The organism is Bacteroides sp. B1-V-101 (assembly GCF_023656585.1).
In the GTDB taxonomy this organism is placed as follows: domain Bacteria; phylum Bacteroidota; class Bacteroidia; order Bacteroidales; family Bacteroidaceae; genus Bacteroides; species Bacteroides thetaiotaomicron.
Window position 1 is genome coordinate 43,540 of the sequence record NZ_JAMOKH010000009.1, and the last position, 25,337, is coordinate 68,876.

At 41.0% G+C, this 25,337-nt stretch carries 21 protein-coding genes; 17 read left to right on the forward strand and 4 right to left on the reverse strand.

Features of this window, described 5'->3' with window-relative positions:
- Positions 1-69 precede the first annotated feature (69 nt).
- Positions 70-648 carry an HdeD family acid-resistance protein gene (locus tag NBH01_RS08930; protein ID WP_008763102.1) on the reverse strand — a complete coding sequence of 193 codons (579 nt, stop codon included), beginning with the start codon at positions 646-648 and terminating at the stop codon, positions 70-72.
- Between the two features lie 172 nt (positions 649-820).
- On the opposite strand from NBH01_RS08930, the gene NBH01_RS08935 reads away from it, so the two are divergent.
- From NBH01_RS08935 to NBH01_RS08945, 3 genes are all read left to right on the forward strand, one after another.
- The gene (locus NBH01_RS08935) at positions 821-2,938 is read left to right on the forward strand and encodes an RNA degradosome polyphosphate kinase (RefSeq protein ID WP_011107315.1); all 2,118 of its coding nucleotides are present in this window, start codon (positions 821-823) and stop codon (positions 2,936-2,938) included.
- On the forward strand, positions 2,935-3,861 hold the full coding sequence (locus NBH01_RS08940; protein ID WP_225680839.1) for a Ppx/GppA phosphatase family protein: 927 nt from the start codon (positions 2,935-2,937) through the stop codon (positions 3,859-3,861). Before NBH01_RS08935 ends, NBH01_RS08940 begins: the two co-directional genes overlap by 4 nt.
- A gap of 878 nt (positions 3,862-4,739) precedes the next feature.
- Positions 4,740-5,492 carry a class I SAM-dependent methyltransferase gene (locus NBH01_RS08945; RefSeq protein WP_008765054.1) on the forward strand — a complete coding sequence of 251 codons (753 nt, stop codon included), beginning with the start codon at positions 4,740-4,742 and terminating at the stop codon, positions 5,490-5,492.
- Positions 5,493-5,603: 111 nt separating this feature from the next.
- Here the strand turns inward: NBH01_RS08945 and NBH01_RS08950 are convergent, their stop codons facing one another.
- Positions 5,604-7,463, reverse strand: coding sequence for an SLC13 family permease (locus tag NBH01_RS08950; protein WP_225680837.1), 1,860 nt, complete (start codon positions 7,461-7,463; stop codon positions 5,604-5,606).
- Between the two features lie 345 nt (positions 7,464-7,808).
- On the opposite strand from NBH01_RS08950, the gene NBH01_RS08955 reads away from it, so the two are divergent.
- On the forward strand, positions 7,809-9,431 hold the full coding sequence (locus tag NBH01_RS08955; protein WP_055300204.1) for a sensor histidine kinase: 1,623 nt from the start codon (positions 7,809-7,811) through the stop codon (positions 9,429-9,431).
- A gap of 291 nt (positions 9,432-9,722) precedes the next feature.
- Here NBH01_RS08955 and NBH01_RS08960 read toward each other — a convergent pair whose 3' ends face one another.
- Together NBH01_RS08960 and NBH01_RS08965 are read right to left on the reverse strand one after the other, a co-directional pair.
- Positions 9,723-10,868: an iron-containing alcohol dehydrogenase gene (locus NBH01_RS08960; protein WP_008763097.1), complete on the reverse strand. Its 1,146-nt coding sequence runs from the start codon at positions 10,866-10,868 to the stop codon at positions 9,723-9,725.
- 77 nt (positions 10,869-10,945) lie between these two features.
- Positions 10,946-11,086 (reverse strand): hypothetical protein, encoded by a 141-nt coding sequence (locus NBH01_RS08965; RefSeq protein WP_008765050.1) that lies wholly within the window; start codon positions 11,084-11,086, stop codon positions 10,946-10,948.
- A gap of 358 nt (positions 11,087-11,444) precedes the next feature.
- Between NBH01_RS08965 and trpB the strand changes: the two genes are divergently transcribed.
- From trpB to NBH01_RS09030, 13 genes are all read left to right on the forward strand, one after another.
- A complete protein-coding gene (gene trpB, locus NBH01_RS08970; protein ID WP_132059840.1) occupies positions 11,445-12,629 on the forward strand; it encodes a tryptophan synthase subunit beta in 1,185 nt (394 codons plus the stop codon).
- A 44-nt stretch (positions 12,630-12,673) separates the two neighbouring features.
- Complete coding sequence (locus tag NBH01_RS08975) at positions 12,674-14,080, forward strand: anthranilate synthase component I family protein (RefSeq protein ID WP_225680735.1); 1,407 nt, start codon at positions 12,674-12,676, stop codon at positions 14,078-14,080.
- A 68-nt stretch (positions 14,081-14,148) separates the two neighbouring features.
- Positions 14,149-14,715 (forward strand): anthranilate synthase component II, encoded by a 567-nt coding sequence (locus NBH01_RS08980; protein ID WP_143919625.1) that lies wholly within the window; start codon positions 14,149-14,151, stop codon positions 14,713-14,715.
- A 4-nt stretch (positions 14,716-14,719) separates the two neighbouring features.
- Positions 14,720-15,718 (forward strand): anthranilate phosphoribosyltransferase, encoded by a 999-nt coding sequence (gene trpD / locus NBH01_RS08985; RefSeq protein ID WP_008763093.1) that lies wholly within the window; start codon positions 14,720-14,722, stop codon positions 15,716-15,718.
- A 78-nt stretch (positions 15,719-15,796) separates the two neighbouring features.
- Positions 15,797-16,579 (forward strand): indole-3-glycerol phosphate synthase TrpC, encoded by a 783-nt coding sequence (trpC, locus tag NBH01_RS08990; protein ID WP_225680739.1) that lies wholly within the window; start codon positions 15,797-15,799, stop codon positions 16,577-16,579.
- 30 nt (positions 16,580-16,609) lie between these two features.
- On the forward strand, positions 16,610-17,233 hold the full coding sequence (locus NBH01_RS08995; RefSeq protein WP_008763091.1) for a phosphoribosylanthranilate isomerase: 624 nt from the start codon (positions 16,610-16,612) through the stop codon (positions 17,231-17,233).
- 18 nt (positions 17,234-17,251) lie between these two features.
- Entirely contained in the window at positions 17,252-18,022 is a 771-nt protein-coding gene (trpA, locus tag NBH01_RS09000) for a tryptophan synthase subunit alpha (protein ID WP_008763090.1), read from the forward strand.
- A 265-nt stretch (positions 18,023-18,287) separates the two neighbouring features.
- Positions 18,288-19,328: an asparaginase gene (locus NBH01_RS09005; protein ID WP_016267298.1), complete on the forward strand. Its 1,041-nt coding sequence runs from the start codon at positions 18,288-18,290 to the stop codon at positions 19,326-19,328.
- Between the two features lie 217 nt (positions 19,329-19,545).
- Positions 19,546-22,005: an LruC domain-containing protein gene (locus NBH01_RS09010; RefSeq protein WP_373151007.1), complete on the forward strand. Its 2,460-nt coding sequence runs from the start codon at positions 19,546-19,548 to the stop codon at positions 22,003-22,005.
- A 242-nt stretch (positions 22,006-22,247) separates the two neighbouring features.
- Positions 22,248-22,613 carry a response regulator gene (locus NBH01_RS09015; protein ID WP_008763087.1) on the forward strand — a complete coding sequence of 122 codons (366 nt, stop codon included), beginning with the start codon at positions 22,248-22,250 and terminating at the stop codon, positions 22,611-22,613.
- Positions 22,614-22,625: 12 nt separating this feature from the next.
- Entirely contained in the window at positions 22,626-23,786 is a 1,161-nt protein-coding gene (locus NBH01_RS09020) for a sugar transferase (RefSeq protein WP_061473145.1), read from the forward strand.
- Between the two features lie 15 nt (positions 23,787-23,801).
- On the forward strand, positions 23,802-24,716 hold the full coding sequence (locus NBH01_RS09025) for a glycosyltransferase family 2 protein (protein WP_225679109.1): 915 nt from the start codon (positions 23,802-23,804) through the stop codon (positions 24,714-24,716).
- Positions 24,698-25,321 carry an acyltransferase gene (locus tag NBH01_RS09030; protein ID WP_195591974.1) on the forward strand — a complete coding sequence of 208 codons (624 nt, stop codon included), beginning with the start codon at positions 24,698-24,700 and terminating at the stop codon, positions 25,319-25,321. Before NBH01_RS09025 ends, NBH01_RS09030 begins: the two co-directional genes overlap by 19 nt.
- The last annotated feature ends 16 nt before the right edge of the window (positions 25,322-25,337 follow it).

Consider the following 25,337-nt stretch of genomic DNA (forward strand, 5'->3'; position numbering starts at 1 on the left):
TCTATTTCTTTTGTTGGTTGTTTTAAGTTTGCAGGGGAGGGGTACCGTGACGGTAGTCCTCTTCTTTTTTTATTCTATAATCTTAGCATCCTCAATATCCTCATCGTGAGGCGTAACCGGAGTCTTAGGACGACGGCGCGCAAACTTAAACCAGTTGATCAGTTCGGACAGAGAATAAACCAAGCTACTGATACCGATAATAATGAAAGCAGTATTACGTACTCCCGTCGGATTGAACAGCGCAATAACACCTGCGATAAGAATCAATGAAGGCACCAGATAGAAAATCCCCGGAACAGGTGTCCAACGACGGGCCATCGACAAAGAGGCAATCTGCTGCACACCTCCCATGATCAGGATAAAGCCCAAAAGGAACATCAGGACGTCTGCAAAAAACTCAGGCATCACAATCAGCCAAAGTCCGAATAACAAACTGCCGATTCCCTCAATAGGAAAACGGGGAGCCGGTTCATGTTCCGATCTTTTCCGTCCGAAAAAGCTAAAAAGACTGATGACACCGGGAATCAAAAAAGCCACTCCTATCGTAATGACAATATAACTAGCTGCTGTATTCGGCCAAAGTACCAACACCAGACCTATGACAAGCGCAAACAAAATGCGAATCAGAGAGTAATTCATTGTTTTCATATATTCTATATTTTTTAACGAAGTCCATTTCAATACTTTTGCGAATATAAGTGTTTCTATTCACATATAAAAATAACAAACGTAGATTGTAATAAGTTCGTAACAAAATCGTTATAGCCATTACACCTCACTTAGATAATTTTGCAGAAAATTAATAAACAGGTTTTTCATCATGAAATCAAGCGAAACAAAAAAGAAGTGCCCTTATGTAGAACGTGACATCAGCTGGATGTACTTCAATCAGCGTATCCTGCTCGAAGCTGCCCGTCCGGAAGTACCTCTTCTGGAACGCCTGACTTTTCTTGGCATCTATTCCAATAATCTGGATGAGTTTTTCCGCGTCCGCGTAGCTACGCTGAACCGGATCATCGAATATGCAGATAAAAACATACAGAAAGAACAAGAAACGGCTACACGCACACTGAAGCAGATAAGCAAACTACACAACCGCTTCTACGAACAATTTGAAGAAACTTTCGCTTCCATCATGGAAGAACTGAAGAAGGAAAACATCTGCGTCATCAAAGACACCGAAATGACGGATGACCAAAAGACATTTATCACCTCCTTCTATCGCAATAAACTGAATGGCTCCACCACCCCTCTTTTCCTCAACGGAGCCCGACCGCTGGACGACCAGACTGACGAAGATATTTATCTCGCCATCCGCCTGCTTCGTAAAGACGAAACAGGAAAAATAAAAGAGAAAGATTATGCAGTGATCGAATTGCCCACCGAAGAATACGGTCGTTTTATCCAATTGCCGGACTCGGAGGGGAAAACATATCTGATGTTTCTCGATGATGTGATCCGCTATTGTCTGCCGTTGATTTTTGTCGGCATGAAATATACGGATTACGAGGCATATACCTTTAAATTCACCAAAGACGCGGAAATGGAGATAGACAGCGACCTGCGGACAGGCGTACTTCAGAAGATTTCAAAAGGAGTGAAAAGCCGGAAGAGAGGAGAACCGATTCGATTCGTTTATGACGAACAGATTCCCAAAGATTTACTGAAAAGATTAGTTGACCGGCTGAATGTGGATAAAAACGACACCCGTGTGGCAGGAGGACGCTATCATAACTTCAAAGACTTGATGAAATTTCCGGTGTGCGGTCGCTACGACTTAAAGTATCCCGTCTGGGAACCGGTTTTCAAGCCCGAACTAAACGGCAAAGAAAGCCTGCTCACATTGATTCGTCAGAAGGACCGCTCCCTGCATTATCCATTCCATAGCTTCGATACTTTCATCCGCGTACTTCGTGAAGCAGCCATCAGCAAAGAAGTAAAAAGTATCAAGATGACACTTTACCGGCTCGCTAAAGAATCAAAAGTGATCAAAGCACTGATCTGCGCAGCCAAAAACGGGAAGAAAGTAACGGTGGTCATCGAACTACTGGCACGTTTCGACGAAGCATCCAACATCAACTGGAGCAAAAGAATGCAGGACGCAGGCATCCACGTTATCTTCGGAGTGGAGGGACTGAAGATTCATTCCAAACTGGTACATATCGGTACCCGTCACGGAGACATTGCCTGCATCAGCACAGGAAACTTTCATGAAGGAAACGCACGTATGTATACCGATTATACCATCATGACCGCCCATCGTCCGCTGGTACGAGAAGTGAATGCCGTTTTCGACTTTATTGAGAAACCATACACTCCCGTCAATTTCAAAGAATTACTGGTTTCACCCAACGATATGCGCAAACGTCTGATTGCTCTCATCAGCAAGGAAATAAAGAACAAGGAACAAGGGAAAGAAGCCTATATTCTGGCAAAAGTAAACCATATTACCGACCGTGCGCTTATAGAAAAACTCTACGAAGCCTCGACAGCCGGAGTTCAAGTGGAACTGGTAGTACGCGGCAACTGTTCGCTGGTGACAGGCATCGCAGGTATCAGTGAAAATATCCATATCAACGGTATTATCGACCGATATCTTGAACACTCCCGTATCTTTATCTTTGCCAATGGCGGAGAAGAAAAATATTATATCGGTTCTGCCGACTGGATGCCCCGCAACCTTGATAACCGGATCGAAGTACTGGCTCCGGTGTACGACAAAGAAATACAGGCAGACTTAAAACGAATTGTCTGCTACGGATATCGGGATACGGCCAAAGGACGTATCGTAGACGGGACCGGAGAAAACCGACCTTGGGAAAACCGACCTTCCACACTCTGCAAAGACTTCACTCCTGCCCTTGCCGAAGCAGAGACAGCCACTGTCGTTTTCCGTTCGCAAGAAGAATTATATAGAAAATACAAGAATACATTATGATAAGTATGAAGAAAGTTAATTATGCAGCTATCGACATAGGTTCGAATGCCGTGCGGCTATTGATAAAATGCGTAAACGAAGAAAACGCTCCCGAATTAATGAGCAAGGTACAACTCATCCGCATTCCCTTACGACTGGGAGAAGATGCTTTTACCATGGGAGTTATTTCTGCTGAAAAAGAAAAGAAACTGATCCGGCTGATGAAAGCCTACAAACAGTTGATGAAGATATATGACGTAGTAGATTACCGTGCCTGTGCTACGTCCGCCATGCGTGACGCACGCAACGGAAAGGACATCGCCCGACAAATAGCCAGGAAAACTGGTATCCGCGTAGATATCATCGACGGACAAGAAGAAGCACACATTGTATATGACAACCATATCGAGCAACTTTTTGCTTCCGGACAAAACTACCTGTATGTAGATGTCGGCGGTGGCAGCACCGAGATTAATCTGATCAGTAACGGAGAACTGAAAAATTCCCGTTCATACAATATCGGAACGGTTCGCATGCTCAGCGGCATGGTGAAAGAAGAAGAAAAAGAGGCTTTACGCACCGACCTCATAGGGCTTGCCGCGGAATACGCGCCTACCAGCATCATCGGTTCGGGAGGAAACATCAATAAGCTTTTCCGTCTGGCAGACAAGAAAGACAAAAAGGCTTCTCTCCTACCCGTCGAATCGCTACGTGAAATTTACGAAGCATTGCAAGCTCTTCCTGCCGAGCAACGTATCAAACAGTATAAGCTAAAACCTGATCGGGCTGATGTCATCGTTCCGGCCGCGGAGATATTTTTGGAAGTAGCTATGAATGTGAAAGCTACCGGAATCATTGTACCTACCATCGGACTGTCCGACGGGATTATCGACAGCCTGTATACTCAGAACATGAATACACCTGTCACACCACAGGTTCAATAAATAGATAAAAGGCTCCTGATATCCGAATGACAACTTATTCGCATCAGGAGCCTTTTTTATAATTTCCATCTTTCTTCATGTATAAAATGACAGTTTGCAAGATAAGTCTGTTTTTGACAGTTTGTAATTCGTAATGTATCAAGAAGAGCTTCTTTAGCCGGTCATACTACTATTGATAGTTTTTCGCGATTGTAGGGCAATTAGCATATATCAGAAATTCAGCATTTGCATCCAATCCTGTGCTTATTAACGAATAATAGTCTACTTACATATCTATATGATTACATTTTCATTGACTCTGTTTATTTTCAACATTAAGCACTTAAACTTTCCAAAGAGCGAAATAGAAAACAGAGAAGACTAAAAGTATTAAATAAAGACAGTTTTATCGGTATGATGACACTATAGCAATGGTTTACTTACTTCATACCTACCTTTTAGTGACACCATCTGCATCTTTTGGTTACTTCATCCGCATCTTTTTCACAAACAATACGGTGTTTTTCATCAAACCATACAGTCATTTTATGCAAATCAACCGTATATTTGCGGTAATTCAACCATCTTTCCAAACTAACAGAAGATTATTAAAAAACAGGCAGGAAAGTAAATCGAGTCTTTCTACAAACAAATGACAGAATAAAGACTTATCACCGAACATTATGATAAAGGCAATCATCAATACCTGCACTCAAATAGTCTCTAAAATATAATATGCAATATATTACTTTTTTCACTTTTCTATTAGATGGAGGAAAAAACTGCCTGTTTCTTTTGTAGGGAATTAAACAAAACCGTATTTTTAGAGACAGTAACTATACATAGCTCAATAAGCTATATATATGACTACCTTAAACAATAAATTTTGGAGGATATAGATGAATAGCGATTATAAAGTTGGTGATTTAATTTATGATGCAAATATTTATGACGGGATGAATACCGACCTATCTGATTTGCAATTTTATAAGCGGTGGCTACCCCAAAGCAAGGGTGCCCGAATACTCGAACTTTGTTGTGGAACAGGCAGGCTTACTCTTCCAATTGCAAGGGATGGATATAATATTAGTGGAGTTGACTACACTCCCTCAATGCTTGCCCAAGCAAGACTCAAAGCTTCCGAAGCGGGATTAGAAATCAACTTCATTGAGGCAGATATCAGGACTTTAAATCTACAAGAAAAATACGACCTTATTTTTATTCCATTTAACTCAATCCATCATTTATATAAGAATGAGGACTTATTTAAGGTCTTTAATGTCGTTAAAAACCACCTCAAAGACGGAGGTTTATTCTTATTAGATTGTTTTAATCCAAATATTCAATATATCGTTGAAGGCGAAAAAGAACAGAAGGAAATTGCTGCATATACCACTGATGACGGAAGAGAAGTATTGATAAAGCAAAGGATGCGATATGAAAATAAAACTCAGATTAATCGCATTGAATGGCATTATTATATCAATGGTAAATTCAATTCTATCCAAAATTTGGATATGAGAATGTTTTTCCCTCAAGAACTGGATTCATACTTGAAATGGAATGGTTTTAATATTATCCACAAGTATGGAGGATTTGAAGAAGAAGCATTTAAAGATAATTCGGAAAAACAGGTATTTGTTTGTCAATGAAAATCCGCTGCATAACAATAACCTTCCTATATTGATATAGCAACTGCCCTGTAATCTGATATCAGACTACAGGGCAGTTGCTATAACGTTATGCTAATTCCCTTCTATCTGTCAGAATGGGAAAATCAGAGGCAGCACCAATATCATCACAATTCCCATGATAATCTGCAACGGTAATCCCACTTTTATATAATCCATAAAAGTATATTGTCCGGCAGGCATCACCAGCGCATTAGGCGGTGTAGAGAACGGAGAAGCGAAACACATACTTGCACCCACCGTCACGGCAAACAGGAAAGGAACCGGACTAACTCCGATCTGCATAGCACTTTGCAAAGCAATCGGGGCAAGCAAGACAGCAGTAGCGGTATTACTGATAAACATAGTCATTAATGACGTCGTAAAATAAATACCAGCCATCAATGCTACCGGTCCGTAAGATCCAAGCCCACTTACCAAAGTATTGGAGATGTACTCCGAAGCACCTGTTTTCTCTAATGCCAAAGACATAGGAAGCATAGCCGCAATCAATACAATACTTTCCCAGTTGATTGTTTTGTAAGCTGCTTCCACATTGCGGAAACATCCCGTCAGAACCATCAGGATACCAGCTATCATAACAGCCGTAACCGGTGCAACCGGAATAAAATCGAATACCATCATTGCTACCATCAATACCATGATAGCGGCAGCAACGGGTGCTTTGTAGTCCAACGTTACTTTAGCCGCTTCTGCCAAAGGCTGTCCCAACACCACCCAATCCGAATCTTCCTTACTAAGCCGGGCAATATTACTCCACGTCCCCTGCACTAAAAGCACATCACCACTATGAATCCGCTCATTTCCCAAATCCTGCAACAGATATTCCTTTTTACGACGGATACCTAATACATTCACATTAAACTTATCACGGAATCCGGACTCTTTAATAGTCTGATTGACCAGATTGGAAGCAGGCATCAATACAATTTCGGCAATACCGATATCATAAAAATCAAGCGAATTAGTAGTGCTTCTTGTCTCTTCCGTAGCATGATCATCAAGGATATCCAGCAGATAATCTTCGGCAAACTGCTGCACTTTATCAAATTCTCCCGTCACATACAGAATATCTTCCGCTTCCAGCATAGTATCCGGTTCGGCAAGTTTCTGAGTAATAGTCTTCAGAAAACGGTGCTGCGAAGCATCTCCACGACGGACTTCCATAATATTAAGTCCATATTTACGACGAATATCCAGATCGAGGATGGTCTTTCCCAAAAGGCGGGAGTCTTTAATCACCTGCATACGGAACAGATTACTGGAAAGACCATATTCATTCACCAACTGTTTCAGCGACTTACCCGAACGGCTGTTATCATCTTTCTGCCCTTTTTTAGAAAGAAACCACTTACTAAGCGGCATCAGAACCAGCGTACCGACAGCCACACTCACCAAACCTACAGGCAGGAAAGTAAAGAAAGAAAGCGGTTCGAAGCCTGCGGAAGTCAATGTGTTTTGTATGACAAGGTTGGGCGGTGTACCAATCAGCGTCATCATACCTCCCATACTACTGGCAAAGGCCAACGGCATCAGCAACCGACTCGGATTCATTTTGGCGCTCATCGCCAGACTGACCACAATGGGAAGCATCAGTGCCACCGTTCCGGTATTACTGACAAACGCACCGATAGCGGAAGTGACCAACATAACAAGGAAGAACAGGCGAATTTCACTGTTTCCAGCAAGTTTAAGGATACGCGAACTTATCATTTTTGCCAGTCCTGTCTGAAAAATAGCTCCGCCCACGACAAACAATCCGATCATCATAATGACTACCGAATTGGAGAAACCGGAAAGGGCTTCGTCGGGTGTTAATATCTGAAAGATAAGCAAAGCTACTAACGCACATAGTGCCACAAGATCCGAACGTATCTTACCGTTTACAAAAAAGATAGCCGAAAGAACGAGAATGATAATGGTTATCAACATAAGCTAAAAATAAAATGATTGTTTTATCCTGAATGTATCAAAGATTTATTTTGGAGGAGCAAAATTAAAAAATACTTTGCCGTTATAAAAACAAATTAGAATTGTTTTTGGTTCATGGGACATCATTTAATATTTTAATACATTCTTACTCTTTACGAAAATACGTTCCATCAAAAACATTTTAAAACCGAACCGGAAATAGAAGGCACCAAAGTTCTACTAATCAGTAAAGGTATTCTTTTCAGAAGAGTTTTATAAGGCTGATAAACAATATATTTCAGAAATTTCCTTTGTGAATTACAAAAAATGCATATATTTACCACAGATTTAGTACAAACATAAATTATGGCAAACAATATACTATCCGTTATATGGATTACAGACCAGCATTGGAGTTATTATTATTTACTAATAGGCTTTTTACTCCTGATCATCTGCTTTTTATTATACAGACTACGACAACTTAAAAAGAATATAGGAAAAGAACAGGATTACTATCATTCTTTATTCGATATACTCGATAACCTCCCTTTCCCTATTATGGTAAAAGATATCCAGAATAGTTTCCGATACTATTACTGGAACAAAGAATCCGAACTGCAATCCGGCATTAAGCGGGAAGAAGCAATAGGATGCACAGACTACGAAATCTATGGAGAAGAACGGGGCAGAAAATACCGTGATGTGGATGAATCACTTGTGCAGGCAGACAAGATATACCGGGCAGAAGAAAGCTACAGCACAGTGGACGGAGCAGTACATGATACAATTGCCGTAAAATCGATTATCAAATGGAAGGAAAAGAAAAAATGGCTGTTAGTGACCCGATGGGACATCACCCGGCTAAAGACTTACGAACGAGAACTGATTGCCGCCAAAGAAGAACTGGAAAAAGCGCTGAACAAACAAAAGCTAGCTTTGAAGAGCGTCAACTTCGGGCTCATTTATATCGACAAAAACTATCTGGTACAATGGGAAGAAACGACGCAAATTGCCAGCCTCGTGAAAGGAAGGCATTATACACCGGGACAAATCTGCTACAAAACAAGTGCACTCCGGGATACTCCATGCGAACAATGCGCCTTTCAGAAAGCGATTGAACAAGGAAAAATCATACGCCATACTATCCAGATAGATCAGGTAGACTTTGAAGTGACAGCTACTCCGGTTTATGATAATGAAGGAATAGAAATCATCGGCGGTCTGTTGCGCTTCGAAGACATCACCGAAAAGGTGAAAATGGACAAGATGCTACAGGAAGCAAAAGAAAAAGCAGAAGAATCAAACCGTCTGAAATCAGCTTTCCTTGCCAACATGAGTCACGAGATACGTACTCCGTTGAATGCGATTATTGGATTCTCTGACATGATTTGCCAAACGGGTGAAGAGGAAGAGAAACAGGAATACATGAAGATAGTGTCCAGTAACAATGAGTTGTTACTGCAATTGATAGATGATATTCTCGATCTTTCCAAAATCGAAGCCGGAACGATGGAATTTAGCCTCGCCCCTACCGATATCAATGATCTGATGGAAGGTATTTGCAGGCAAATGCAAGAGAAAAACACTTCTCCCGACGTGGCGATCACCTTCACGGAGAAAGCGGAAGAATGTATTCTCAACACAGACCGCGTACGTCTTTCGCAAGTAATCATCAACTTCACAAACAATGCGATGAAGTTCACTCCGAAAGGTTCCATCCAAATGGGATATCGGATTGACGAAGCAAAAGATGAAATCTACTTCTATGTAAAAGACACGGGCATTGGGATTCCGGAGGATAAAATAAACGAGGTATTCGAACGTTTCGTCAAGCTGAATACATTCGCAAAAGGTACGGGACTCGGTCTGGCTATCTGCCGGGTGATCGTAGAGCGCTTAGGCGGCACTATCGGAGCAGATTCTAAAGAAGGAGAAGGTTCGTGCTTTTGGCTCAGACTTCCGATAACCCAAAAATCAAATAATTAACTGTAAATGGCTGTACACACTAATTCATACTTGTACAGTTTTACTCCTTTCTGTTTAGGAATGAACTAAACAGTAGTACACAATAGTAACTCCATTCTCCTCCTTCGGGAAGGAGGAGTGGTCGAAGACCGAGGTGGTAGGAAAAACAATGTTTATACCTATTTCTTTGTAAATGACAGGATTATGTATTCACCTACCACCTCCCCCTACGGGTACTCCTCCTTCCCGAAGGAGGAGAATTGAAGATAGAACCGACTATCATTTAGTTCAAAACAGTGTCAAAAGAAGCGATCAGAGAGCAGCCTCCAATATTTTACGGGCAACGGCTCCTGTCACGTTCTCATTTTCTCCATACTTGGCACCACGCTCGTTAAATCGGCGTTCAATTTCCAAAACGGTTTCTTCACCGATATTTTCTTCATGCAGACGGGTAGTCAAGCCCAATGAACGGAAAAACTCTTCAGTACGATCAATTGCTTCATCAATACGTTCTTCTTTCGTTCCGGAAGTAATTCCCCATACTCTTTCACCGTATTGCACCAACTTGTCTCCTTTCGCTTCCCGAAGGACACGTAAAGTTGCCGGGAGAATAATTACCAGCGTATGCCCATGTGTCAGTCCATGCAATGCAGTGATTTCATGACCGATCATGTGAGTTGCCCAGTCCTGAGACACTCCCATTGCAATAAAGCCATTCAACGCCATTGTTGCAGAAAGCATGAAATCTGCCATAAGCTGATAATCATGCTGGTTCTCACGAATCTTTGGAGCTATTTCTACCAGAGTTTGCAGGATACCTTCCGCCCAACGGTCCATCACACGGCTTTGTCCGGCAACTGTCATGTATTGCTCCATCACATGAACGAATGTATCCGCCAATCCGCACGCCACCTGATGAGGAGGTAGAGTAAAGGTTACTTCCGGATCGAGAATAGAGAACAATGGGAAATTGGAATAAAAAGGATATTTTTCCTTGGTTTCGTGACGGGAGATGACAGCTCCGTTATTCATTTCCGACCCAGTGGCAGGAAGCGTCAATACGGTAGAAAGCGGAACAGTCTTGGTAACCGGACGTCCGGCAAGTACCAAATCCCATGCATCACCGTCGTATAACAAACCCGCGGAAATCAATTTCGTACCATCAATCACAGAACCACCGCCTACAGCCAATAGATAATCGACTTTCTGTTCCTTGCCCAAAGCAATCGCCTTGCGAAGCGTTTCAATGGCCGGATTAGGCTCAATGCCCCAAAACTCTATTGTAAAATGGTCTTTAAGCGCTTCTTTTACCTGATCATACACGCCATTCTTTTTCACGCTGCCTCCGCCAAAAGTTATCATAATACGTTTGTCGGATGGTATTTCTTTGCTCAGCCGGGCAATCATTCCATGCCCCATAATCAGCTTTACGGGATTCTGAAAGATAAAATTTTCCATATCTGTCTATTGTTATTATTTTGGTTATTAGTTACTAACCTTGCAAATATACGCCAATTATCTGAAACCTGTCGGAATCAGGCAATGAATTGTTGCAAGGCCGAAGGAACCATAGCAGACAGCCAAGGTTTCATATCTTCAGCTACCAATAACCAATAAAGCAATAATATAATAAAAATGGCAATAGCGATACCTACTAAGACTTTTCTCTGTTTCATAATTGTTTTTCGTTTAAATATTCAATATTTATAAGAACAGATCAGGCAGAAAATTGTTCTATATCAGAAAAATGAAGGGGAAAAAGAAAAAAAGTAAGATTTTGTTTGTTGTTTCAAACAAAGTGTCTATATTTGTCCCCGATAAATAACAAAAGACAATGAGAACAATGTTAGTAAATACATATTGGTGGTGGCGCCCGTTACAACTCCGACAGTCGTAAGGGAGCAGTGCTCGTATGTATATACCTCATTAAAGATATAACAAATTTGAAAGAGCCCTGTCGCAGGTTGCGACAGGGCTCTTTTTATTTGCCCGTTTTTGAAAATCGAATAAATAATAATAAATAAAAATAGGATTATGAAAAGTTTTTTAGTTGATCAGGATGGTTATTACGGAGAGTTCGGCGGCGCTTATGTTCCGGAAATTCTCCACAAATGTGTAGAGGAACTGAAGAATACGTACCTCGAAGTGCTCGAAAGCGAAGATTTCAAAAAGGAATTTGACCAGCTGTTGCGCGACTACGTAGGACGCCCTTCTCCACTCTATCTCGCCCGCAGACTTTCTGAAAAGTATGGTTGCAAAATGTATCTGAAACGGGAAGACCTGAACCATACAGGTGCTCACAAAATCAACAATACCATCGGACAGATTCTGCTGGCACGCCGCATGGGCAAGAAACGCATCATCGCCGAAACCGGAGCCGGACAACACGGCGTTGCAACGGCTACCGTATGTGCTTTGATGGATATGGAATGTATCGTCTATATGGGTAAAACGGACGTTGAGCGCCAGCACATCAATGTCGAAAAAATGAAGATGCTGGGAGCTACCGTAATCCCGGTCACTTCCGGCAACATGACACTGAAAGATGCGACCAACGAAGCAATCCGCGACTGGTGCTGTCATCCTGCCGACACTTATTATATCATCGGCTCTACGGTAGGTCCCCATCCTTATCCCGACATGGTGGCACGCCTGCAATCCGTAATCAGCGAAGAAATCAAAAAACAACTTCTGGAGAAAGAAGGACGTGATCACCCTGATTATCTGATAGCCTGCGTAGGTGGAGGAAGCAATGCCGCCGGTACGATTTATCATTATATCAATGACGAACGGGTAGGCATCATTCTGGCAGAAGCAGGAGGAAAAGGAATAGAAACCGGAATGACCGCCGCCACTATACAGCTTGGAAAAATGGGCATTATTCATGGAGCCCGTACTTACGTTATCCAGAACGAAGACGGACAGATTGAAGAACCCTACTCTATCTCCGCCGGACTGGACTATCCGGGAATCGGACCGATACACGCCAATCTTGCCGCTCAAAGACGGGCTACCGTATTGGCTGTCAATGATGACGAAGCAATCCATGCCGCTTATGAACTGACCAAGCTTGAAGGAATCATTCCCGCACTGGAATCTGCCCACGCACTGGGTGCGCTGAAGAAATTGAAGTTCAAACCGGAAGATGTGGTTGTACTGACCGTATCGGGACGTGGCGACAAAGACATTGAAACTTATTTGTCTTTCAATGAAAAGTGATTATCAACATCTAGTTTTGTAGTTTGAATTTAGAAATTATAAAAATGAAAACATTCAGTTATACAGCCCATAGCAAACAGGTACTCGGAGATATGCACACTCCTGTCAGTATCTATCTGAAAGTACGTGATATGTACCCGCAATCTGCATTGATGGAGAGCTCCGATTATCATGCAGGAGAAAATTCCCTTTCGTTCATCGCTCTTTGTCCGCTGGCAAGTATCGGTGTCAATAGCGAAATAGTCACTGCCAGTTATCCCGACAACAGCCGGAAAGAAGAGCCGCTCACCCAATCATTCACCGTAGAAAAAGCGATGAATCAATTCATCAGTCAGTTTCAAGTGACCGGAGAAAACAAGAATGTATGCGGACTTTACGGATACACCACATTCAACGCAGTGAAATACTTCGAACATATCCCAGTGAAAGAAAGTCATGATGAGCAGAATGATGCTCCGGACTTGCTATACATATTATATAAGTATATCATCGTTTTCAATCATTTCAAGAATGAATTGACATTGGTAGAAATGCTGGGCGAAGGTGAAGAAAGCGGTTTGCCGGAACTGGAGGCTGCCATCGAAAACAGAAATTATGCTTCTTATAATTTCTCGGTAACAGGTCCTGTCAGCAGCCCGATCTCCGATGAGGAACATAAAGCGAACGTTCGCAAAGGTATTGCTCATTGTATGCGTGGCGACGTTTTTCAGATTGTCCTTTCCAGAAGATTCGTCCAGCCTTATGCCGGAGATGATTTCAAAGTTTATCGTGCTCTTCGCAGCATCAATCCTTCTCCCTATCTTTTCTATTTCGATTTCGGGGGATACCGCATTTTCGGTTCTTCACCGGAGACTCACTGTAAAATTGAAGACGGACGTGCCTACATCGACCCGATTGCCGGAACAACCCGCCGTACCGGAGATACGGTAAAAGACCGCGAATTGGCGGAAGCACTGCTTGCCGATCCGAAAGAGAACGCGGAGCATGTGATGCTGGTTGATCTGGCAAGAAATGATCTTTCACGTAATTGCCATGATGTACGGGTATTGTTTTATAAGGAACCACAGTATTACAGTCATGTGATTCATCTGGTCAGCCGCGTGAGCGGTCAGCTGAATGAAGGGGCGGATAAGATTAAAACTTTCATCGATACTTTCCCTGCGGGAACGTTGAGCGGAGCACCGAAAGTACGCGCCATGCAGCTGATCAGTGAAATCGAACCTCATAACCGCGGTGCTTATGGCGGCTGTATCGGCTTTATCGGACTTAACGGAGAACTGAACCAGGCAATCACCATCCGTACTTTTGTCAGCCGGAATAACGAGTTGTGGTTCCAGGCCGGAGGCGGTATCGTTGCACGCAGTCAGGATGAATACGAGCTGCAAGAGGTAAACAATAAATTAGGAGCTCTTAAAAAGGCTATCGATTTAGCTGTTAATTTAAAAAACTAACTGTTCAGAGCGATCTGCCTGATAAGTCAGAAACAGTATTTGAACAACAATTTTACAATAACAATAAAATGAAAATATTACTTTTAGATAACTATGATTCTTTCACCTACAATTTGCTGCATGCAGTGAAAGAACTGGGAGCTACAGACGTCGAAGTAGTCCGCAACGACCAGATAAACCTTGATAAAGTGGAACGATTTGATAAGATCATACTTTCACCGGGGCCGGGAATACCCGAAGAAGCAGGCTTGCTATTGCCCATTATCAAACGATATGCACCGACAAAGAGTATTTTAGGCGTTTGTCTGGGACATCAGGCCATCGGCGAGGCTTTTGGTGCACGACTGGAAAACCTGAAAGAAGTATATCACGGTGTACAGACACCGATCAGCATCCTGCAGAAAGACGTACTTTTTGAAGGGCTGGGCAAAGAGATACCTGTCGGACGTTATCATTCCTGGGTAGTCAGCCGGGAAGGTTTTCCCGAGTGCCTGGAGATAACTGCTGAAAGTCAGGAAGGACAAATCATGGCATTACGTCACAAAACCTATGATGTACATGGCATCCAGTTCCATCCCGAATCCGTACTGACTCCGCAAGGAAAAGAAATCATCAAAAACTTCTTAAACGAATAAACTTATGAAACAGATTCTATATAAACTTTTCGAACACCAATATTTGGGACGCGATGAAGCACGTACTATCCTGCAAAACATCGCACAAGGGAAATATAATGACGTACAGGTAGCATCACTGATTACTGTCTTTCTGATGCGTAATATTTCTGTCGAAGAATTATGCGGATTCCGTGATGCATTATTGGAAATGCGGGTTCCGGTTGATTTGAGCGAGTTTGCTCCGATCGATATTGTCGGTACGGGAGGAGATGGAAAAAATACGTTCAACATTTCTACGGCGGCCTGCTTTACAGTAGCCGGAGCAGGTATTCCGGTAGTAAAACATGGCAATTATGGAGCTACTTCAGTCAGCGGTGCCAGCAATGTGATGGAGCAACATGGGGTTAAATTCACAAGTGATGTTGATCAGATGCGGCGCAGTATGGAACAATGTAATATTGCTTATCTGCACGCTCCTTTGTTCAATCCGGCACTGAAGGCAGTTGCCCCGATCCGTAAAGGATTGGCGGTACGTACATTCTTTAATATGCTCGGTCCGTTGGTCAATCCGGTATTGCCAACTTATCAGCTTTTAGGCGTGTATAATCTTCCGCTTTTGCGCCTTTATACCTATACTTATCAGGAGAGTAAGACTAAATTTGCCGTTGTACATAGTCTGGACGGATATGATGAGATTTCTCTGACGAACGAGTTTAAGGTAGCTACCTGTGGCAATGAGAAGATTTATACTCCGGAAGGTCTCGGATTTGCACGTTATCAGGATACTGATCTGGATGGTGGACAGACACCGGAAGATGCTGCTAAAATCTTTGATAACATCATGAACAATACAGCTACGGAAGCACAGAAAAACGTAGTTGTTATCAATGCAGCTTTCGCTATTCAAGTAGTTCGTCCGGAAAAAACGATTGAAGAGTGCATCGCCCTCGCTAAAGAATCACTAGAAAGTGGCCGGGCATTGGCTACACTGAAGAAATTCATTGAATTGAATAATAAGTAATAGGTAATAAGTTATAAATGATAAGTGGTAAAGGATGAATATACGATATCCTTTGCCTTGATTCAAAATTTAAGATTAATGAAAGATATATTATCCGAAATTATAGCTAACAAACGGTTTGAAGTCGATTTGCAAAAGCAGGCTATTTCCATCGAACAGTTGCAGGAAGGTATCAATGAAGTTCCGGCTGCCCGTTCTATGAAACAGGCATTGGCTTCTTCCGATTCCGGTATTATAGCCGAATTTAAGCGTCGGTCACCATCCAAAGGGTGGATCAAACAGGAAGCACGTCCCGAAGAGATTGTTCCGTCATATCTTGCGGCAGGTGCTTCCGCCCTCTCTATTCTCACTGATGAGAAATTTTTTGGAGGAAGTCTGAAAGATATCCGTACAGCACGTCCTTTGGTCGATGTTCCCATTATAAGAAAAGACTTTATCATTGATGAGTATCAGTTATATCAGGCAAAAATTGTCGGTGCGGATGCCGTACTTCTTATCGCCGCCGCACTGAAACAGGAAAAATGTCAGGAACTGGCAGAGCAGGCACATGAACTGGGATTGGAAGTATTACTTGAAATCCATAGTGCGGAAGAGTTACCTTATATTAATAGTAAAATTGATATGATTGGGATTAATAATCGCAATCTGGGTACTTTCTTCACAGATGTAGAAAACTCTTTCCAACTGGCAGGACAACTTCCACAAGATGCGGTATTAGTATCGGAGAGTGGCATTTCCGATCCGGAAGTGGTAAAACGTCTTCGGACTGCCGGATTCCGGGGATTCCTCATCGGAGAGACATTTATGAAAACTCCGCAACCGGGAGAAACGCTGCAGAACTTTCTGAAAGCCATTCAATAAATACATGAACTTCCAAAAACGGACAGCCCTATGATCAACGGAAAAATCATCAAAGTATGCGGTATGCGTGAAGCCCCCAATATACGGGATGTGGAGTCACTACAAAAAGTGGATATGATAGGATTTATCTTCTATCCCAAATCTCCCCGTTATATCTACGAACTTCCCGCTTACCTACCCGTTCGTGCCCGCCGTGTCGGAGTTTTTGTGAATGAAGACAAAGATGTAATCACGATGTACGCCGACCGTTTCGGGCTGGAATATATCCAGCTCCACGGCAAAGAATCACCGGAATACTGTCAGTCACTGCGCACCTCCGGCCTGAAAATCATCAAAGCTTTTTCTGTGGCTCGCCCAAAAGACTTGAATCACATAAGCAAGTATGAAAAAGCTTGCAATCTTTTCCTGTTTGATACGAAATGTGAGCAGTATGGTGGCTCAGGAAACCAATTCGACTGGAACATTCTGCATACCTACAACGGACAAGTTCCATTCCTATTGAGTGGCGGCATCAACTCACACAGTGCCAATGCATTGAAAGCATTCAACCATCCCCGTCTGGCAGGGTACGACCTGAACAGCCGTTTCGAACTGAAGCCCGGGGAAAAGGACCCGGAACGAATCCGGATGTTTCTAAATGAACTAAAGTCATAAATTTAAATTCTCAAAATCATGAACAGAATTAATCAACTCTTTAATAGCAACAAGAAAGATATTCTTTCTATTTATTTTTGTGCAGGTGATCCTGCCCTTGATGGAACAGTCAATGTCATCCGTACTCTCGAAAAACATGGCGTCAGCATGATCGAAATCGGAATCCCATTCAGTGATCCAATGGCGGACGGTATTGTCATCCAAAACGCTGCCACTCAGGCATTACGAAACGGCATGTCACTGAAACTCCTTTTCGAACAATTACGAAACATTCGTCAGGAAGTAAGCATCCCATTGGTATTTATGGGATACTTAAACCCTATTATGCAGTTCGGATTTGAAAACTTCTGCCGCAAATGCGTGGAATGCGGAATAGACGGCGTTATCATCCCCGACTTACCTTTCAGAGATTATCAGGATCACTACCGCATCATTGCCGAACGTTATGGAATCAAAGTAATCATGCTCATCACCCCGGAGACCAGTGAAGAGCGGGTACGTGAGATCGATGCACATACAGACGGATTCATCTATATGGTTTCATCCGCAGCTACTACAGGCGCACAACAGGACTTCAACGAACAGAAACGTGCCTATTTCAAAAAGATCGAAGACATGAATCTACGCAACCCGCTAATGGTAGGTTTCGGTATCTCCAACAAAGCTACTTTTCAAGCAGCTTGCGAACATGCTTCCGGAGCTATCATCGGTAGCCGCTTTGTCACTCTGCTTGAAGAAGAAAAAGATCCGGAAAAAGCCATTCTGAAACTGAAAAATGCACTTAAATAGACATAGGAAATAGTCAGACAAATAGTAGCTAAAATAGCCGGACAGCATCGTTTTGCTTTGCATAACCATTCTTTCCGAACAATTTTAGCTACTTGACTATTTTTACGACTCACTTCATTTTTTCTTTTAATCCATCGTATAATTCCGCATAAATATTCATATTTATAACATTTCACTGCAAACTACGAACAAATTCATCATTTACTATTCATAATTCGCAATTAATCTATATCTTTGTCAGCGTTTTAACAGAAATTCATCAATTATGAGAGTAGAGACCCCTTCTGTTTTGTTGATTTACACGGGTGGAACTATCGGAATGATAGAAAATCCGGAGACAGGTGCCTTAGAAAACTTTAATTTCGACCATTTGCTCAAGCACGTTCCTGAGCTGAAAAGATTCAACTATCGCATTTCCTCCTATCAATTCGAACCTCCTCTCGACTCCTCGGATATGGAGCCTGCTTACTGGGCAAAACTTGTAAAGATCATCAACTATAATTACGACCATTTTGATGGTTTTGTTATTCTGCATGGAACGGATACAATGGCCTATACTGCTTCCGCCCTAAGTTTTATGCTCGAAAATCTGAGTAAGCCTGTTATTCTGACCGGTTCTCAATTGCCAATCGGAACGCTGCGTACGGACGGAAAAGAAAATCTGATCACTGCAATCGAGATTGCTGCTGCCAAGAATCCAGACGGTACAGCTATTGTCCCCGAAGTATGTATTTTCTTTGAAAATCACCTGATGCGAGGTAATCGTACCACAAAAATCAATGCTGAGAACTTTAATGCCTTCCGGTCTTTCAATTACCCGCCATTGGCACGCGTAGGCATCCATATTAAATACGAGCCCAACCTTATTCGCAAACCGACCCCGGACAAACCACTAAAGCCACACTATCTGTTTGATACAAATGTGGTAATATTAACTCTTTTTCCCGGCATCCAGGAGGAGATCATCCATTCACTACTCCATGTCCCCGGATTGAAAGCTGTCGTGATGAAAACATTCGGATCAGGAAATGCACCGCAAAAAGAATGGTTCATCCGGGAATTAAAAGAGGCTACTGATCGTGGAATTATCATTGTTAACATCACACAATGTGCTTCCGGAGCAGTAGAAATGGGACGTTACGAGACCGGAATGCATCTGCTCGAAGCAGGTGTTATCAGTGGATATGACAGTACTCCCGAATGTGCTGTAACTAAACTGATGTTTTTGCTGGGACACGGACTATCTAATAAAGACATCCGATACAAAATGAACTCTTGTTTAATAGGGGAAATAACCAAACCCTAAAAAAGAAAATCTCTATAGTAATCTCCTGATTTTCATCCTATAATATTTCTGCAAAAGAAAAAATCAGGAGATTACTCTTTCGTTTTTCATATAAAGCGAACCAAAACGGAAATATCGTTGCTTTTTACACAAGAAATATCAATAAATACATCTTTAATCCAAAATATACAACTATCTTTGCAACAAACAAAAAAACAATCAAACAATAGACATTATGATGAAAAAAACAATTCTGCTTACATCTATAATTGCGATAGCAATAGTAAGCATGTTATCCAGTTGCGTAGATTCCGAGAAGGATCTATATGATCCGTCTTATCAGACAGCCAATCCAATGGGGGACGGTTTTGCTGCACCGGATGGATTTGACTGGAATATGACTACAACTAGTATTCTAAGCATAGAAATTGATGATGAACTATACAACCAAATAGAAATATTGGACGCAAATCCATTTTCAACGTCTGATTACCATATACTTGCCAAAGGAGTTGCCAAAAAAGGTCAAGCTTTTTCACAAGAAATAAATTATACAGAAGGAACTAATTACCTATATATTCGTAAGACAGACTCTAGAAGCAGAGTGTCTATTAGTACATGGGATGTATCTAAAAATAAAGAAATTGTAGGTTCAAGGACTACAAGAGTGGCAAAAGCGACCACCGGAAGCTATAATATTCCAGAAAAATATCCCGAAGAAACTTATGATACCACAGGAGCCATTGAGCTTAGAGGTAATACTAATTGGAATCAACCAAATCATCATTTGGAAACAGGCAAAAGCTATATCATAAAAGACAAATTTAATGGTGAAATCAACCATACCAGTGGATATTTGAATGGCGGAAGATTTACCATATTTGTAGAAGGTGAATGGACACCCTCGCAAAACCAAATACAAAGTGCAGATATTATTATTTTGAAGGGTGGAAAAATCAACACAGATTCATTCACGAGTTTTCTTATTGCTGACAACTCAATATTAACGATTCAATCAGGCGGAAGTCTTATTGGCAATAACATCAATCTTGCTGCCATAGGAGTATTACTGAAAAATTTTGGAACAATTAATGTCAATAGTATGAAGGACTTGAATACGACGTCTATTTTATACAATGCTCCTAAAGCCACAATTAATGTTACAGGAAAATCTGTTGCTTCTTGGGAACAGTCCATATTTACCAAAGGAGCTATTTATAACTTTGGAGAATTGACTATTCAAGAAGGTGCATTAAAGTTTAACTCTCAAGATGCAACATGCTATTTTTATAATGGAACTGAAGCAACAATTAATACTCCAACTTTCATTATAGGTGGAATTGGTGTAAATGATGGAACTGTTAATGCTCAAAAAATAAGTAATGATAATGGCGGTAACCCTACTTTTACTAATAATTGCAGTCTTTATGCCAAAAACTCTTTCGAATTCGGAGGAACAAACGGAACTATCATAATGAATAAAGGTATATTGGCTGGTGGCATAGAAAATGGTACTTTTATAGCTATTCCATCTTTTAAATGCAGTAATAGCGGAATCACTTTTGAACTGAATAATGGTTCTATGATAAAAGCAGAGATAATGGATATTCCTAATGTCACTTTTAAAGCTGCCGGAACCCGTTCATTATTAAAATCTACAAAAAGCATATCTACTGGTTGGACAACTAAGTTCAATGGTAATTTAGATATTGAATGCCCGGAAGGGGAATTCGCCAAAGGGGTACCTGCCAATAACCCTAATTACATTATGGAAAATTCAGTAGAATTATATATCCCTAATGGTTCCAAAACAATCATTACTTCATGTAGTGAAATTTCAGAAATACCTGACCCTACCCCTGACCCGGAAGATCCTGAATTCCCTATTGAAGTGGAAGACAACAAGGATTATACCTACCTCTTTGAAGACCAATGGCCACTATATGGAGATTATGATATGAATGACATTGTTCTGACCATTCAGAAAAGGAAAATATATACTAATAAAGAGAATAAAGTAACAAAATTCGAGTTGAGTATTGACTTATCCGCAGCCGGAGCAACAAAAAGCATCGGAGCAGCTATTATGCTGGACAATGTACCCGCCAATGCCATTACACAGCCAGTTGAATTCAGTGACAATACTCTTGCCAAGAATTTCAATCTAAATAATAACAATATCGAAAATGGTCAGGATTATACTGTGATTCCTCTGTTTGATGATGCTCATAAAGTATTGGGAAGAGATCGGTATGAGCAGATTAATACTGTTTCAGACTATGCAGGCAATACCAAACCTAAAAATATCAGTTTCTCCATTACATTCAATAATCCGACAATATCAGCAGATGCCTTTAATGTCAACAAATTGAATGTCTTTATCATCGTAGACGGCAACAGAAACCCACGTAAGGAAATACATGTTGCAGGCTACCAACCAACCAAACTCGCAAATACCGATCTGTTTGGCGGAAACAACGATAACAGCCATCATGCTAGCAAAAAATATTATATCAGTAAAGAGAATCTGGCATGGGGCATCATGGTTCCTTCCAATTTCAAATGGCCTTTGGAGTATGTAAATATCAAAACTGCTTATTCACAATTCAGTGACTGGGTAACGAGCGGTGGTACAGAAAATGAAAAATGGTGGAATGATTTTGATGTAAACAAGGTATTCCAAACAAATAAAAACTAATCTCCCTTATCAACACGGGTTTCATAAAAATAATGAAATCCGTGTTTTTTTTCCTCACTAAACGTATCAGATATATTCTATTAATAAATAAAAATAATAATCTTCATGAATTTTACTTCTGCTAATTGGAAGTTTATTCTAAAATTATATATATATTTGCACGAAGTGAAACAAAGGCAAGAGATTCAATTTAATCTATATAAATCAAGTAGCAAAGCAAGCGATAGAAAGGTTCTATTTGTATGAAAAAAAAGATACTATTAGTTGACGATAAAGCGACTATTGGAAAAGTTGCAAGTATATATTTAGGCAAGGATTACGACGTTATGTATTTGGAGAATCCTATTAAAGCAATAGATTGGCTTAATGAAGGTAATGTACCCGATCTCATTATTTCCGATATTCGTATGCCGTTAATGAGAGGAGATGAATTCCTCAGATATATGAAAGCCAATGAGTTATTCAAGTCAATTCCTATCGTTATGCTGTCCAGCGAAGAAAGTACTACGGAAAGAATCAAATTACTGGAAGAAGGGGCAGAAGACTATATTCTGAAGCCATTCAATCCTTTGGAACTAAAAATCCGAATCAAAAAGATTATCGACTAATACAGCCTTTAAATGCAATATTTTGTTTACATAGGCAGACACAACAAAACAATAGAACTGTTTTCGAAATTAAGTACCGGAGTATTCTATGCAGCACCAAACTGCTATAAGGCAACTAAAGTGCTAGACAAGATACGAGAAAAATACGACGCAGCTTTATTTATTGAGCAGGTAGAATTATCAAAAGATATCGCTGATATTCGCTCTATACGAAAAATGTATCCAGGGCTTTATATGGTACTGGTTATAGATTCCATTACTAAGGAAGAAGCTACAGAATACTTGAAGGCAGGAGTTAATAACACGATTAAGTACGAAACCAACAGTGAAGTACTGAAAGATCTGTCAACTTTTCTCACACGTAGAAAAGAACAAAAAATAGCAGCACTGCAACTCCAAACACAGAATTTAAAAGCCTTTCGCCTGCCTTCATGGAAAAGAATCTTCGATATATTCTTTTCCGGAATAGCACTACTTTTCCTTTCTCCTCTTTTAATAGCTACTGCTATAGCCATTCGCTTGGAGAGCAAAGGACCGATTATCTATAAATCCAAACGTGTAGGAAGCAATTATCAGATATTTGATTTTCTCAAATTCCGTTCGATGTATACCGACGCTGATAAACATCTGAAGGATTTCAATGCTCTCAACCAATACCAACAGGAAGAAGAAGAGGAAGAAGATATATGGGGAGAAGAATCCTGTGTCTCTGAAGAAGCAGACGAAGAAGAAATTCTCCTGATATCCGACGATTTTGTAATTTCTGAAGAAGACTATATCCACAAGAAATCAAAAGAGAAAAGTAATGCTTTCGTAAAACTGGAAAATGACCCCAGAATCACAAAGATAGGACGTTTTATCCGTAAATACAGCATTGATGAATTACCACAGCTTATCAATATCCTCAAAGGAGATATGTCTATAGTGGGCAATCGTCCCCTCCCACTCTATGAGGCAGAGTTACTGACTAGTGATGAACACATTGATCGTTTTATGGGACCAGCCGGTCTTACCGGGCTGTGGCAGGTTGAAAAAAGAGGTGAAGCGGGTAAACTCTCCGCAGAAGAACGCAAGCAACTGGATATCCAATATGCAAAAAACTTCTCTTTCGGACTGGACATAAAAATCATTCTGAAAACAGTTACTGCATTCGTTCAAAAAGAGAACGTATAACTCCTTCACTACAGGATGGACTACTTTATCTACATAGCAGACGATTTCTTCTTTTTGTGTATAGGGCTTTTGCTCCTATACCTTTTCATATTGGCTGTTGCCTCACATTTCAAACATTCCAATTATCCCAAAGCCAGAAAACAATATCAGTGTGCCATATTAGTTCAGGACGGAAGCCTCCTTCCTTTCATGTATCAACAGGAAGCATATGAATTCATCACATATAAAGATTTGCTGGAAGCAATTAATTCATTAGATAAAGAACGATACGAATTAGTCATCCTTCTTTCTGATAAAGCCAGTGCTTTATCACCCCATTTTCTGGAAAAGATTTATAATGCCTACGATGCCGGAATACAGGCAATGCAGTTACACACGATCATTAATAATCATAAGGGAGTACGGAAACATTTCCATGCTCTATCCGAAGAAATCAATAACAGTCTTTTCAGATCGGGGAATACTCAGATCGGCTTTTCTTCAAGTCTTTTCGGAACCAATATGGCTTTCGACTTAGAATGGCTACAGAAGAATCAAAGAACTGCCAAAACAAATCTCGAACGAAAGTTATTCAAACAGAATATATATATTGAATATCTGCCGGATGTGATTGTACACTGTGACTCCGCCCCTGTTTATCCCTATCGCAGGCGCATACGGAAGACCCTCTCTTATCTATTGCCGTCTTTATTAGAAGGCAACTGGAATTTCTGCAACCGTATAGCCCAGCAGCTGATACCTTCTCCGATGAAATTATGCACCTTCATCAGTATTTGGACTTTATTGATAACAGGATACCACTGGACCTCGTCACTCAAGTGGTGGATATTGCTTTTAGGATTGGCAATCACATACAGTCTGGCAATACCGAATTATTTAGTAGAAGATAAAAAGAAACAAAAACATTCAATATGGAAAAAAGGACACTGAAACTGCGAATCAAACAAAATCCGGCTTTGAAACAAGTCGTACATCGTTTTATTATGCATCCTGTAAAGACACGCCCCAACTGGTGGATACGCCTTTTCTATTTTGTATATCTGAAATGTGGAAAAGGTTCCGTGATTTATCGCAGTGTCCGCAAAGACCTTCCTCCTTTTAATCAGTTCTCGCTAGGGCGCTATTCGGTAGTAGAAGACTTTTCCTGCCTTAATAATGCGGTAGGAGATTTAATCATTGGAGATTATACCCGCATCGGATTAGGAAATACCATTATCGGTCCGGTTCTTATAGGAAATCATGTGAATCTTGCACAGCATGTAACAGTCACAGGACTTAATCATAATTATCAAGATGCGGAGAAATCAATCGACGAACAGGGAGTAAGTACACAGCCTGTCACTATTGAGGATGATGTATGGGTAGGTGCAAACTCAGTCATACTGCCAGGAGTTACTTTAGGGAAACATTGTGTAGTGGCTGCCGGAAGCGTTGTCAGCCGTTCCATCCCAGCATACTCTATTTGTGCCGGTTGCCCTGCCAAAGTGATCAAATCATATGATTTCGCAACGAAAGAGTGGAAAAAAGTAAAATGATATCCACCACTAATTA

Bases quoted from the DNA above. Each gene is read 5' to 3' on its own strand.
- NBH01_RS08930 (WP_008763102.1), bottom strand. From the start codon at position 648: ATGAAAACAATGAATTACTCTCTGATTCGCATTTTGTTTGCGCTTGTC.
- NBH01_RS08935 (WP_011107315.1), top strand. From the start codon at position 821: ATGAAATCAAGCGAAACAAAAAAGAAGTGCCCTTATGTAGAACGTGAC.
- NBH01_RS08940 (WP_225680839.1), top strand. From the start codon at position 2,935: ATGATAAGTATGAAGAAAGTTAATTATGCAGCTATCGACATAGGTTCG.
- NBH01_RS08945 (WP_008765054.1), top strand. From the start codon at position 4,740: ATGAATAGCGATTATAAAGTTGGTGATTTAATTTATGATGCAAATATT.
- NBH01_RS08950 (WP_225680837.1), bottom strand. From the start codon at position 7,463: ATGTTGATAACCATTATCATTCTCGTTCTTTCGGCTATCTTTTTTGTA.
- NBH01_RS08955 (WP_055300204.1), top strand. From the start codon at position 7,809: ATGGCAAACAATATACTATCCGTTATATGGATTACAGACCAGCATTGG.
- NBH01_RS08960 (WP_008763097.1), bottom strand. From the start codon at position 10,868: ATGGAAAATTTTATCTTTCAGAATCCCGTAAAGCTGATTATGGGGCAT.
- NBH01_RS08965 (WP_008765050.1), bottom strand. From the start codon at position 11,086: ATGAAACAGAGAAAAGTCTTAGTAGGTATCGCTATTGCCATTTTTATT.
- trpB (WP_132059840.1), top strand. From the start codon at position 11,445: ATGAAAAGTTTTTTAGTTGATCAGGATGGTTATTACGGAGAGTTCGGC.
- NBH01_RS08975 (WP_225680735.1), top strand. From the start codon at position 12,674: ATGAAAACATTCAGTTATACAGCCCATAGCAAACAGGTACTCGGAGAT.
- NBH01_RS08980 (WP_143919625.1), top strand. From the start codon at position 14,149: ATGAAAATATTACTTTTAGATAACTATGATTCTTTCACCTACAATTTG.
- trpD (WP_008763093.1), top strand. From the start codon at position 14,720: ATGAAACAGATTCTATATAAACTTTTCGAACACCAATATTTGGGACGC.
- trpC (WP_225680739.1), top strand. From the start codon at position 15,797: ATGAAAGATATATTATCCGAAATTATAGCTAACAAACGGTTTGAAGTC.
- NBH01_RS08995 (WP_008763091.1), top strand. From the start codon at position 16,610: ATGATCAACGGAAAAATCATCAAAGTATGCGGTATGCGTGAAGCCCCC.
- trpA (WP_008763090.1), top strand. From the start codon at position 17,252: ATGAACAGAATTAATCAACTCTTTAATAGCAACAAGAAAGATATTCTT.
- NBH01_RS09005 (WP_016267298.1), top strand. From the start codon at position 18,288: ATGAGAGTAGAGACCCCTTCTGTTTTGTTGATTTACACGGGTGGAACT.
- NBH01_RS09010 (WP_373151007.1), top strand. From the start codon at position 19,546: ATGAAAAAAACAATTCTGCTTACATCTATAATTGCGATAGCAATAGTA.
- NBH01_RS09015 (WP_008763087.1), top strand. From the start codon at position 22,248: ATGAAAAAAAAGATACTATTAGTTGACGATAAAGCGACTATTGGAAAA.
- NBH01_RS09020 (WP_061473145.1), top strand. From the start codon at position 22,626: ATGCAATATTTTGTTTACATAGGCAGACACAACAAAACAATAGAACTG.
- NBH01_RS09025 (WP_225679109.1), top strand. From the start codon at position 23,802: ATGGACTACTTTATCTACATAGCAGACGATTTCTTCTTTTTGTGTATA.
- NBH01_RS09030 (WP_195591974.1), top strand. From the start codon at position 24,698: ATGGAAAAAAGGACACTGAAACTGCGAATCAAACAAAATCCGGCTTTG.